General features: G+C 58.4%; 11 protein-coding genes. 3 read left to right on the forward strand and 8 right to left on the reverse strand.

Going from position 1 to position 12,485, the window contains the following annotated elements; all coding sequences use genetic code 11:
* Positions 1 to 27: 27 nt before the first annotated feature.
* From R3175_RS11065 to R3175_RS11080, 4 genes are all read right to left on the reverse strand, one after another.
* Positions 28 to 1,224, reverse strand: coding sequence for an efflux RND transporter periplasmic adaptor subunit (locus R3175_RS11065; RefSeq protein WP_318944334.1), 1,197 nt, complete (start codon positions 1,222 to 1,224; stop codon positions 28 to 30).
* Between the two features lie 23 nt (positions 1,225 to 1,247).
* Positions 1,248 to 3,611 (reverse strand): ABC transporter permease, encoded by a 2,364-nt coding sequence (locus R3175_RS11070; RefSeq protein WP_318944335.1) that lies wholly within the window; start codon positions 3,609 to 3,611, stop codon positions 1,248 to 1,250.
* 279 nt (positions 3,612 to 3,890) lie between these two features.
* The gene (locus R3175_RS11075) at positions 3,891 to 4,604 is read right to left on the reverse strand and encodes an ABC transporter ATP-binding protein (protein ID WP_318944336.1); all 714 of its coding nucleotides are present in this window, start codon (positions 4,602 to 4,604) and stop codon (positions 3,891 to 3,893) included.
* A gap of 19 nt (positions 4,605 to 4,623) precedes the next feature.
* Positions 4,624 to 4,947, reverse strand: a complete 324-nt coding sequence (locus tag R3175_RS11080; protein ID WP_318944337.1) for a TraR/DksA family transcriptional regulator — start codon at positions 4,945 to 4,947, stop codon at positions 4,624 to 4,626.
* Between the two features lie 386 nt (positions 4,948 to 5,333).
* Here R3175_RS11080 and R3175_RS11085 point away from each other — a divergent pair, with 386 nt between their 5' ends.
* From R3175_RS11085 to R3175_RS11095, 3 genes are all read left to right on the forward strand, one after another.
* Positions 5,334 to 5,735 (forward strand): phasin family protein, encoded by a 402-nt coding sequence (locus tag R3175_RS11085; protein WP_318944338.1) that lies wholly within the window; start codon positions 5,334 to 5,336, stop codon positions 5,733 to 5,735.
* A gap of 327 nt (positions 5,736 to 6,062) precedes the next feature.
* Positions 6,063 to 7,037 (forward strand): formyltransferase family protein, encoded by a 975-nt coding sequence (locus R3175_RS11090; RefSeq protein WP_318944339.1) that lies wholly within the window; start codon positions 6,063 to 6,065, stop codon positions 7,035 to 7,037.
* Positions 7,038 to 7,045: 8 nt separating this feature from the next.
* Positions 7,046 to 8,887, forward strand: a complete 1,842-nt coding sequence (locus R3175_RS11095) for an HAD-IIIC family phosphatase (RefSeq protein WP_318944340.1) — start codon at positions 7,046 to 7,048, stop codon at positions 8,885 to 8,887.
* A gap of 34 nt (positions 8,888 to 8,921) precedes the next feature.
* Here the strand turns inward: R3175_RS11095 and R3175_RS11100 are convergent, their stop codons facing one another.
* The 4 genes from R3175_RS11100 to R3175_RS11115 all read right to left on the reverse strand — a co-directional run bounded on the left by R3175_RS11100 (position 8,922) and on the right by R3175_RS11115 (position 12,485).
* A complete protein-coding gene (locus R3175_RS11100) occupies positions 8,922 to 10,391 on the reverse strand; it encodes a hypothetical protein (protein WP_318944341.1) in 1,470 nt (489 codons plus the stop codon).
* Positions 10,388 to 10,762 carry a hypothetical protein gene (locus R3175_RS11105; protein WP_318944342.1) on the reverse strand — a complete coding sequence of 125 codons (375 nt, stop codon included), beginning with the start codon at positions 10,760 to 10,762 and terminating at the stop codon, positions 10,388 to 10,390. The genes R3175_RS11100 and R3175_RS11105 overlap by 4 nt, the downstream gene beginning before the upstream one ends.
* Positions 10,759 to 11,847 (reverse strand): GNAT family N-acetyltransferase, encoded by a 1,089-nt coding sequence (locus R3175_RS11110; protein WP_318944343.1) that lies wholly within the window; start codon positions 11,845 to 11,847, stop codon positions 10,759 to 10,761. The genes R3175_RS11105 and R3175_RS11110 overlap by 4 nt, the downstream gene beginning before the upstream one ends.
* A gap of 98 nt (positions 11,848 to 11,945) precedes the next feature.
* On the reverse strand, positions 11,946 to 12,485 hold the full coding sequence (locus R3175_RS11115; protein WP_318944344.1) for a GNAT family N-acetyltransferase: 540 nt from the start codon (positions 12,483 to 12,485) through the stop codon (positions 11,946 to 11,948).

The following is a 12,485-nucleotide window of genomic DNA, read 5'->3' on the forward strand; positions in this document are numbered from 1 at the left end:
CTTCCGCACGCCGCCGCGCTCCATAGCTTATCGCTCCCGGACCCTGTCGCCATCGTTCAACTGCCGGTCCGGGTGCCGCACCACCCACTGCCCGGGTTTCAGCCCTTGCTCAATCACCGTGAACAGCCCGTTGCTGGGGCCGGCAGTCACCGGCCGAATCCGGGCTACGCCATCCTCGACCACGAATACTTGATGATCAGCAGCTTCGGTGAAAAGGGCCGAGGCCGGTAGCTGGAGCTGGTCGTCCCCCTGCCACAGAACGAACTCGGCGTCGATCCGATACCCATCACCCAACGTCGCCCAGTCTTCCTGTGGCGAGTGAAGGTCGACAATCACCCGAACCCTCTGCTCTTCCACCCCCAGCGCGGAGATGTCTTCAAATCCCACCGGCTCGATTCGCCGCACCCGGGCCTCCAGTTCCGGGCCACCCCAGCCATGCAGGCGCACCGGCAAAGCCGGCCGCAACTTGACCGCATCGTAGCTGAGCACTTCCACCACCACCTCCAGGGCCCCTGGATCGCCCACCTCAAGGATTGGGGTTCCGGCCTGCACCACCCCTTCGTTCTCCCGCAGCACCCCCAGGATGGAACCCCGCACCGGCGAACGGATCAGAACCTGTTCCATCGGCGGCCCCCCATCGGGGCTGGCCCCGGATATTTCCAGTCGGGTTCGGGCAGCGGCCAGCTCATGGGCGGCCACTTCCTCGTTGAACCTGGCGGAGCGTAACAGGGCGTCGGCGCGTGAGGCGACTGCCTGGGCCTGCTGCAAACGTTCACTGGAGACAAAGCCGGATTCGCTGAGCTGCAACAGACGCTGGTGATCCTGACGCGTGAACTGCGCATCCGCCTGGGCGGCCCGTACCGTTTGCCGGGCCGAGGCCAGTGAGGCCCGGGCAGCTTCCACCCTCGCCGCCGCTTCCGCCCGGCTGCGGGCATCGAGCACACTGACCGGCACCGGCTCGAGCTCTGCCAGTAGCTGGCTGGGTTCCACCGGGTCGCCGACATCCAACTCGATCCGATGCAGATAGCCGGCCACCGGCGAGGACACGATGTAACGATCTTTCACCCGAGTCTTGCCCTCCTCGACGATGGTGACGCTCAAGGGCCCACGGGTAACCTGAGCCAGCTCCACCCATACCGGTTCCGGCCGTAATGCCGCCGCCAGGGCCAACACCACCAGTATCGCGAAGACACTCCAGAATGCCCACCGACCGCCCAGTTTCATCTATGCCTCCTACCGCTGCCCGGTTACTCCCTGGTCTTCAACACCGCTACCAGATCCAGACGCGCCAATCGACGCCAGGCAACATAACCCGAGCCCACCGCCGACAACAGTACCACCGATGCTGACGCCGCCAGTGTCTGGCTGGTGATGATCAGCGGAACCCGGTAAAGCTCCGTCTGCAGGGCTGTGACCAACGCCGCAGACAGTCCCTGCCCGATCAGCCAGCCAAGCGGGATGCCCAACACCAGTATCAGTGCCAGTTCCCCCAGCAGCACGTGCGCCACTTCCCGACAGCTGTAGCCCAGTACACGCATGCTCGCCAGCTCTCGGCCCTTTTCCGCCAGTGAGATGCGCACCAAGTTGTAGATAACGCCAAAGGCGATAATACCGCCCAGCAAGGCATTGAAAAACGTGAAGGTCAGAAAGGTCTTGGCCAGGGTATCGTAGAAGCTGTCCAGCATCGCCTGGCGAATATTGACCGCCGCTACGCCCGGCATGGCGCGAAACCGCTGGTAAACACCATCGGCCATCCCCTCGTTGAGGTTCACCAGCGCCTGATCGACAACGGGTCCCTCGTGTAGCAACCGATTCAATGCGGGCAACGTCATATAGGCGCCAACCCCCAGAAACTCACTGGTCACACCGGCAACCTGGACCTTCGCCCGCTGCCTTTGTCCCTCCAGTACCTGAACGGTCAACCAGTCACCTGGAGCCACCGCGAGCCCCTGCGCCAGAAAATCCGTTAACAGCACGCCTGCCCGGGGCAACACCACCGGCGCCAGATCTGCGTCGATAACATGCTGAAGGGCCGCCTGCTCGGGCAGTCCGGACAGCGCCGTGCGCCATTGGCGATGACCGTGAATCAGTTCCACCGCGACGGTTCGACGGCCCTCAGCATAAGCAATGCCCGGTTGCCGGCGTAATTCATATATTGCCGACGCGTTCACCGGATCAGTCAGTACCAGCCCGACATCCTGCTGCTGGACCCGCACAAACTGGGCATGAACCATTAGCGCCACCGAATCAAACTGAAAGCTGCCGACCATGACAATGGCCGTTGCCAGGGCCACCCCCAGCATCGACAGGCCGGTGCGTAACGGACGCCGGGCAATTTGTCGGACAATCATTCGGGATGGTTGGGAAAAACCTATGGGGAGCAACCACCGCTCCAGCAGACCAACGCGGAATCGAGCGGGCCCCTCCGGGCGCATGGCCTCAGCCGGTGGTAACAGCGCGGCCCGCCGGATCGAACGCCACCCGCCCAGCCCAGCCACAGAAAACGTCAGGAGCGCCAGCACCGGAAACCACCAGGCGTTGATGTAGAAACGCAGTTGCGGAAACCGGTAGTATTCCATGTAAAGCTCACCCAGCCCCCGCCCCAACCAGAGCCCGGCCGCAGCCCCGAGCCCCAGGCCCACCAGGGCGATCACCAGCGTGAATTGAAGGTAGTGCCAGCCGATGGCCCGGTTGCTGTAACCATAGGCCTTGAGCACCGCGACAATGTCCCGCTGGGTGGCAATCAGGCGGCCAATGACCACATGCAACAGGAACATGGCCACCACCATGAAAATGACCGGGAACACGATGGCCATGGTTCTCAGCTGCTTGAGTTCATCGTCCAGGAAGCGGTGAGACAGCTGGTGCTCCCGGCCTATCCCGCCAGTCCCCCCATACGGGTCCAGCACCCGGTCCAGCCGGTCAATCACATCCGCCACTGAGTGACCGGGCTCGACGGTGAGTACCACACTGTTGAAGGCCCCCTTCATGTCCATGGCGGCGGCCAGCCCATCGCGCGTCATCCAGAGCACACCAAATCGCTGGTAGTCCGGCAGGATCCCGCCCGGAGGCAGCACATAGATGAACTCCGGCGATTCCACCACCCCCACCACTTGCAACACCTGCCAGCGACCATTGATGACGGCCCGCAACGGATCGCCCGGCTTCAGGTCATGGGCATCCGCGAAGCTCCCAATGACGGCGACCTCATCGTTTCGCTCACCGGCAGGCAAGCGCCCCTGCAGCAGATACAGCTGGTTTAGCCGTGGCAAGGGCCGGTCCGGTAATGACATCAGTTGAGCAGACACGGGATCGGCAAAGCCGGGCACCTCCAGCTTTGCCAACCCCTCCACCCGATCCCGGACTCGCGCCACCCCCGATACCTCCGCAATGCGCTGAGCCACATGGCGGGGAGCCCGCTTCAGGGATGCAAAGACTTCGGCAAACGCATAGTCCTCGTAATACTGGGCCCTGGTCGCCAGTAATGAGGAGTGGTTGACCACCGACATCAGGCTGACCGCCACCCCGCCAGCAATCACCAGGGCGATGGCGAGCACCTGGCTGCGCATCTGCCACAGTTCCCGACGGAGTTTGGTGTGGAGCACCGACATGACACTCACCCACCGGCTCTACCGGATCGTATCCACGTGCAATGAGCCCGTTCAGGCTTCGCGAACGGAGGCACCGGACCGTTCTCAGGCGCATCCACATGCAGGATGGCACCGAGGAAGGCCCCATCGACAGCAACCCCCCTTGCCATGCTTCCCTCCTTGGCTGGAAACGTTCGGGTCAAAAATCCGACCGAAGAGGTTTCGCAGCCCGGCAGATCCTTCCCGTCGCTCCCCCGGAAACGCGAACCCGGGCATAGGCGCCCGCTGGGCATCGAAGCTCTACCAGCTCAGGGTCTGTGGGTCCGCCCGTTGATCATTGCGGTAATCCCCACCAATAAGGCCGTCGGACAACCGCACCACCCGGTCGGCCATGGCCGCAATGGCGGCGTTATGGGTGATGATGACCGTGGTGGTGCCGGTCTCCCGGTTTGCCTTGTCCAGGGCAGCCAGCACCAGTATGCCAGTGGTGGAATCCAGGGCACCGGTTGGCTCGTCGCACAGCAATACCTCGGGCCGTTTCGCGATCGCCCGGGCAATCGCCACCCGCTGCTGCTCACCCCCGGACAGCTGAGCCGGAAAATGGTCCAGACGCTCCGCCAGGCCCACCAGGGCCAGGGCCTCCTCCGGAGACATTGGGGATCGGGCTATTTCGGTAACCGCAGCAACATTCTCCCGCGCCGTCAGGCTCGGAATCAGGTTGTAAAACTGAAACACAAAGCCAACGTAATCCCGGCGGTAACGGGTCAGCGTCCGGTCATCCGCGCCGGTCAGGGTCAGGTCCCGAAACCGCACCTCCCCCTGCGTGGCCACATCAAGCCCGCCCAGGATATTAAGCAGTGTCGACTTGCCGGAGCCGGACGCCCCCAACAGCACCACCAGCTCACCGCCATACAGGTCCAGATCCACCCCCCTGAGGGCCTGCACCTGAATCTCTCCCTGATCATAGACCTTGGTCAGTCCGGTGGTGCGGAAAACAACAGGGGCATCAGACATCCCGTTCAGGCCTGGCGTGTTAGCGGGAATCGGCGCATTTTACGCAAAGGGTGGTATAGGGCAGGATTTGGAGTCGTCGTGGATCAATGGGTTCACCGCAACGCTCGCAGTCTTCACCCTCGCCCGCCTCAATCCGCTCAAGGGCGCGATTGACCTGGGCAAGCTCCGCACGGGACTCCGCTTCGAGCCCGTCGACCACCTCATCGTTCTGGGTTTCAATGGCCTGTTCGGCGAAATCCCGGTTAATTGCACCGTCTTCCCGGTGCTGATGGGCCTGAAATCGCTTTAGACGAACCACCAGGTCCGCCCTCAGTGCCTGCAGTTCGGCTTTGCGATCACTCATAGACTTCCTCCCTGCTGATCCAACCAGCTTCAAAAACCCGCTAAACGGGTATCAGGGACCGTGCTCATTCGCAATGATTCACTTTCTTTGCATACAATAAAGCATAAGCCTCTTCCCCAATTGATGCCCGTCAAAATTCATTCCCGCAATTTAGGTAACAATCTTTCTATCCGGGCTATCACGTGCCCTTCGGCATCAAAGTCACCTATTGCACCGGGAGCCTCTGATGAACTCCGAATCGCCTCAGCGGGACCTTCCGAGCGATCCCAACTCGGTGTTGCAACTTTTCGAAAGGCAACCAGCCTTCCTGCAACGTCGCGCCTTGATGGTGAACCGCTGTGAAGATCCGGAGTTCATCAGAGGCTCCCAAGGATGGAATCGAGGCCATGGATAATGATTTGATCGACAGTTGCGGGGAAATATCCCGAGATCTGGTGGAGCAAGCGACCCGCTTCAATGAAACCCTGTTTGAACAGTTCACCAAGGCAACCGAGCTTCAGGTATTGATGTTCCGGCGCTATGCGGACGCCGCCATTGAGCAGGCCAGGAAGGTCTCGGAAGTGCGGGATCTTGACGATCTGAAATCATTCACACAGCAACAGGCCAATGCCTTCAAAGCCATGAGTGACCAATTTTCTGAGGATTGGAAGGCCTGGCAGGCGTACTTTTCCCAGACACGGAAAGAGCTCAGAGCTCTGTTTGACGCTGAATCACACTCGGCAATGGAGATTGGCAACAGTACGGACACCATCAAGCGACAGCCGTCCAACCAGGCGGACAATTGCTGACCCAGCATTGAATACCAGATAAGCCGCGATTACACGATTTGCTTCGATTGCCGCGGGGCCAGCAGCGGACAATGCCCAGCCCTTTCATCGTTTGCAAACATTCAGACGATCACAGCCAACACCACTCGACAGTGGCATAATCCTCGGCTTGGTCAATGCGTCAGGGGCTATACTGACCCTGTGATCATCTCGAAAAACTGCAGCGGACGAACATGCAACACAGGTCGCGGTTACAGCGATGCTCCCTGCAGCGTTATACTGTGAAATCGGAATGGAACTCCTACCCACAGGAACCGTATTCCCTAATCGAGCGGCAGAGGGATCGAAATGGAACGTCTCAGGGTTGCGTACATCAGCGCCAGTTATTCCCCTATTGTGGAAGCCTTGCACAAACAGGCCAACCTTACGTTGATCGTTGGCACAACACCCAGGCCGGAAAAATCTCGGCATCCCCTGGCATTGCTTCGCCGCTTTCTGGCCTATTGCCGGGGCTTCCGGTCGCTGGCTGATTGGGCCGATAAACAAAACCTTCCTTACCGGCAGTTCTCACGGGACCACCAACGGGAATTGGCTGACGAGATCCAAGATCAACGTATCGACGTGCTGGTCAGTTATGCGGCCCCGATCCTGGCCGATGACCTTCTCCATGCTCCTGCGAAGGAAGCCCTGAACATTCACCCATCCAGATTGCCGGATTATCGAGGTGGCAATCCCATTCTCTGGCAGATCATCGCCGGCGAGCAGGCTTCGGCAGTCACCATTCACCGACTGACCAACCAACTTGACCAGGGGGATATCCTGGCGCAAGTGCCCTATGCAATCTCGCCAGGGGACAGCCGAGACTCAATTGTCCGCACCGTTCACCAGACCGCCTCGACAGCGATCGTCGGTCTGCTCCAGGATATCGGCGCAGGACGGACACCTGAACCCAGGGCCCAGCCAAGTCATTCCGATACACCGGTGGCCTACAATCGCACCCGTGAGCAACTCGAGTCTTTAATTCCCTGGCAGCAGGCAAGTTCAGATCTTCTCTTTCGGGTCGTAGGCTATCTGGACCATTGGCCGTTCGAGATCGCAGTTCCCTCGGGATGGCGAAGCCTACTGCCCTATCGCGCGAGCCGACCATTGTCCCCGAGCGATGACCGACCAGCCGGGCTCAGTGCAAATTTGCTGGCCTTGGTCTATCAATCCAGTGGGGGCGCTGTGGAATTAAGACCTCGCTTGACCCCCATCGCCGTTCTGCGCCATCTACTGATGCTGAGACGCCTGCGTCGGGGCAGCCTGAAGTACCAGTACCTATAGGATCTACCATGACCTTGGAAAACAAACTCAAGCTTGTCATCTGGGATCTGGATGAAACGTTCTGGCAGGGCACCCTATCCGAGGAAGGCGTCCAACCCATTCAACGAAATATTGAATGGGTTCGAACCCTGAATCGCCGGGGGATCGTTAATGCCATTTGCTCGAAGAACAATACAGACGCGGTCAAGGCCAAACTGGAAGAATGGCAACTCAGCGACGAATTCGTTTTCAATAAGGTCGCGTTCGCGCCCAAGGGGGAGATGATCAGGGACATCCTTACCGGCATGAACCTTCGCGCCGAGAACACCCTGTTTCTTGACGACCGGGCTGCCAATCTTGAAGAGGCCAAATTCCATAATCCTGGCCTGATGGTTGGGCTTCCAGAGCAGATCGAAACGTTGTTCCAGCACGAACACGCTCGGGGAAAGGACGATTCGTCTCTCTCCCGCCTGAAGCAATACCGTCAACTGGAAACCAAATGGCAGGCCCAGACCGAGTCTTCCCTCACCAACGAGGCTTTCCTCCGACAGTCTGATATCAGGATCGAAGTCTGCGATACGCCGTTAACCCATCTGGATCGTATTGCCGAACTGGTCGAGCGTACCAACCAGCTCAATTTCACGAAAGTACGCCTGGATCAACAACAACTGCGTATGCAACTTCAACAGCCTGGGGTTCAGGCCGCTGCGATTCGTGTGGTGGACCGGTATGCCGATTACGGCTGGGTGGGCTTTTACCTGCTAGCCGATGGGCGGCTGGAGCACTTTGTCTTTTCCTGCCGAATCCTGAATATGGGCGTCGAGCAGTGGCTCTATCGAAAACTGGGACAACCGACGCTGGACATTGCCCCGCCGGTTTCTTCCAGCTTGCAGGACCTGGACGTGGACTGGATCACCGAAGGCGCGACCCAAGCGCCTACTGAGACACCAGCAAGCCTGGATGGCAAGGCGGACACTACCAGAATCGTTATCCGCGGTGCCTGTAATAATGACCAGATCATCCCCTATCTGGCCGGGAATTTTACCATCCAAAAAGAGTTCAACTTCCCTACAGACAATGGTTTTGAGGTTCAGAGACAATCGTTGGCCTGGCTGATGCTAGCGATGACGGCCGACGGAAGCCCACCGTTAGACGACCTCTATCGACTGCCGTTTTTTCATGGGGAGGCACTTGAGACCGAGGTGCCCGAATCCGATATTGTGATTTTCAACCCGGTTAACGATTTTCTGTCACTGTTTTACCGGCACAGGAAGAGTGCATGCCTGATCCCCGGGCCACCGGGCCTTGGTGATTTGACCGATGTCTCCATCTTTGAGGAGCTGGTTAACTCCGGTCATCCACAACTTGATGAGGGCTTTCAGCGCTGGTTCGGTGACACCTTCGAAACCCAGGGACTGCTCTCCCAGGACCTGTTGCAACATTGGCTGGAGGAAGTCGACCGTAAACTGGCCACCAAAACCCTGGTATTTCTCCTTCCACCACAGACCGATTACGGCAACGCCGGGTTTACGGCATTGTCTCAGCGTTTTGGAGATTACAACGAGCTTATCCGGAGCTGGGCCGCCAACCGGGACAATGCCCACACCATCGACTTTGCAGAGTTTGTGAGAAATGCGGACGACCTGAGCTACGGTGAACTTTTTCTGTACAAACGGCCGGTGTACTTCAAGGTCGCCAACGCTCTGTGTCAATTGCTGTCACACGTTCAGGGGGAAACCCTGGAGGTCCGAATATCCAAATCCCAGTTCCTGATCAGCCGCATTCCGTATCTCAAGCGAAGCTTACTCGCCTGGAGCGACCGATTGATCAACGCAATCGTACGGCGGGCTCAGCTCTGGCGGCAGCCATGAGCGGGGTTGGCCAGCCCCGCTCTTTTTCGACGCCTCACTCCACAGCCCCTGGCAACGTCCAGTCCTCGCAACTCCGAAGGGCAAGGTAGGTTTCCCGCACCTGTTTATCGCCTTTGCGAATTACGTACTCGTGCAGCCGGCTCAGCTTCAGCAAACGCTGGATACGGTGAAAACCGGCAAGCTCTCGCTGCAGGTCAATAAGTTCCGTAACCTGCTCACTGTAATCCTGGTGTAGTGTCCTCAGCCTGCGGAAATCTTGGCGCTCTGCCAGCCACGAAGCGATATCGTCCAATTTGGTTTGAATCAGCTGCTGATAGGCTTCGGTGTAGGGCGAAGCCAACTGGGGCCAGACAATCAGGAGTTCGCTTCGGAGCGATCGCTGCAAGTCTTTGATTTGTTCCCTGGTTGCCTGTTTTTTCTGCTCGGCGGCCGCGACTGTACTGGCATGCTCCCGGAGCCTGCGACTGATCTCCATGAGAAATTCGCGGGTGCCAACAACACTGTCGAAATCCCCGGCGAGCGCCTGTACCACTTCGGTAAACTCGTTGTCGATACCGGCAGACTGGTAGGAGGCCCAGCGCTGGGTCCAAGGCTCCATGGCCAACAGAAACTCTTCACTGGTCGAGCGGGGAACATCCGTACTGTGCACGTGCCCGACCGTGTACAGATGGGCCTCCCTGAGCGACACCTGGGTATCTCCGTTGGTATCCGCCTGAATCCTCATTGGGGTACCATCACGAGACTCGCCGGAGACGGCACCGAACAGGAAGGAAGCATAATCACGGTAATCATCGGTATTTACACTCGCCGTACACCCCTCAGACAGCTGGTTTTCAGCCACAGAAGTGAAGCCACACATCATTGGGCCCTTGGCGAGCCCTTCCTGAAAATCCAGGTTCTGAAAGGGCATAGCAGAAAAACCGCCGGAGAAACACTGGGGCAGCACAAAACGCACCGTGGCCCCGGGATCGGCTTCCAGCAGGTGCGATTGCATCTCTTCGGCCGACATGTCGGTGTTGTGCCAGAGATAGAGATAGTTCGATCCCGGACTGCCCCCCCGGCCACCGTGTCCGCTGTAAGTCAGCAACAGGCTATCGTCCTCGCCCATGCTGGATGCCAGTTGATCCAGCTCACTGCCAAGCGTCTCCTGCGTTAGCGGGCGCGGGGCGGCGTTGGTCACCTCACTCGGCCGAAAACGCAGTCGATTTTTCTCAACACTGTCGAATACCAACGCCAAAGACGCGTACGCTGATGACTCCGTGTCCTCGGCAAGGTAGTTCACTTCAACCGGATTGGCTCCCCCACTGCCAAACAACGTTATGGTCTGATCAAACCCCGCCTCCTGAAAGATTCGCTCGAACCAGATCACATTGGATTCGATGGAGAACTGAGTCCGCCCCGGGTTCGAGCCTCCCCCTATAAGCAACGAATAGTCTGCCGCGAGGGCCGGGCTACTTGCCGCAAGCACGATAACCAGACCGGCAACGCGAATTGGCACCGTCATAACCGAGCCCCCCTCACCAATAGCAGTGCGCCTATGAGCGCCAGGAGCCAGACCAGGCTCAATACCAACGCCTGGCCCGAAGCAATGTAAAACAACAGCCCGGCTGCGATAACACCCAATCGTCCAATCGCCGGTTTCAGTGAGTACAACCAGGCGGTCACTAACAGACCGAGCAAGCTCGTGATGCCGACAATCGAGAAGTTCTGGATAAGCTCAGCCAGCAGTTCTCGCCTGGAGCCGAATTCCCACTGGTAGAGCAGTTCTTTGCTGCCCAGGACGAAATCACCAACGAACAATCCGCAGGCATAAATGAGTCCCGCCGCCAACCACGCGATGACGAACCTTATTGCCATTCCATAGTGAGTGATCAATTTGCCTTCCCTGTCTGAAATTTGTTCCTGAAGAGCCGAATAACATCCTTGAGCCGAAGCAGTCCATACTCAAACAAGCCCCTCAGGGAGTAACTGTAGAGCGTTACCGTATAGACCGTCAGGGTTTCCGGGTGCCAGCGATCAGCCCAGGGTGGGCCTGTCACCAGGTTCACCTCATCCACGGTTGCCAACTCCGCGGCTTTCTGCAAGGTGCTTCTCAACAGCAGGTTACCCGGTGAGTAGTCGCTGTATTCGGGGTGATAGGAAATTTTAAGGAGATAATGCCTGTCACCGGCCAGAATGCCGAACTGCCCGGAAATCCGCCGGCCATTAACCTGGGCAAAACTCAGCAGCAACTGCCCGGTCTCGGTAAAGGCACGGGCCACGTTCCGGAAGAATGCAGCGGCCAAGGGTTCGGAAAGGATACTGGATTGAGTGCCAGCCTCGCCTTTCCAGCCACTGTTCTCGATGTCCAGGAACGCTTCGATTCCGTCCTCTGAAACGTTCTGGTACTCATACTCCAGGTTTCCATTCTCCTTGAGGAGCCTGCGTTCAAAGCGGTTGATATTCTTGAGGTGTTTTTTCGATAACGCGGTCAGATCCTGCTCATTCCGGGTCTTGAAAAAGGTGTTTCTTCGAACGACGTCGATACGGGTAAAGCCCGAACGCAACCGCACCAGCGCATACGCCCCCGAATCCGGTCTGATGCGGTGGAAGACGATGCTGCTCCAGGGGCCAAAGTGCCTGCGAACACCGGCGAGAAGCACTGCCAGGACCTGTTTGTTGCAATGCTCGGGATGGAGCAGGATATCGGCCAGGTCGGTGTACTTGCACACTGGCAGTTCAAGCACACGGGTCCTCTGCCCCACAGTCAGTGGGACAACGCCAATTAATTCCTGCCGCCAGTAGAGGCAGACAAAGGAGATGTCGGTGATCAGAAACCGGAACAGGCTGTGGTACCAACGCCAGTCGTGGTAGAAGGCTGGCTCTGGTATTCGGGAATAGAGGCGATCCCAGTCCGGCCTTAAAGCAACCAGGTCTTCCAGGGTATCAAAAACCTGATAACGGTAATCCTTGGGGGTCATCAGAGTCCGTACAAATCCTTTGTGTGTATACGGTGAGCAAGAAGTTCAAACGTTGATGCGCTGCGCGATTATCCAGATCCGCGCCCTTGCCGGAATAGTTAACTGGAGTTTAGAATCGGCCCGAGAGAGTTACAACTTCCTTCCTCCTTCTCCCGGAAAAATTTTTCCATCCGAAAACGCTCGAGCAAGACGCCTTTTTGTTCGACAACCTCCGTCTCAGTCACCCCGAATCCCATGGCCGTAAAGAACGACCGAGCGACACGGCTCGCCTCCGTATGGAGACGCCGCACACCACGACTGAACAACCTTCGTTCAGCCTGTTGGTACAACCGGGTCGCAACGCCAAGGCGTGCGCACTGGGGGTGGGTGAACAGCAGGTCGATGTGACCCTGGTCCGTGAAGCTGATAAACCCCATCAGGAAACCTGAGTTCTCGGCCACCAGGGTTTCACCGGCGGAAAGTCGCTGTTGCCAGAGCCCGGTATTGTCGACGGAAGATAGCCAGGCCCGACGCTGCGGTTCGGTGTAATATGCCTGCGTCAGCTCCGAAACCGACGCCTCGAACAGCTTAATCAGCTCATGCAACTCCGCAGCGCGGTAGGATCGGATCTCCATGGTTTCGTGCTCGATGCCGGCCAT

Source organism: Marinobacter sp. (genome assembly GCF_033722735.1).
GTDB lineage: Bacteria > Pseudomonadota > Gammaproteobacteria > Pseudomonadales > Oleiphilaceae > Marinobacter.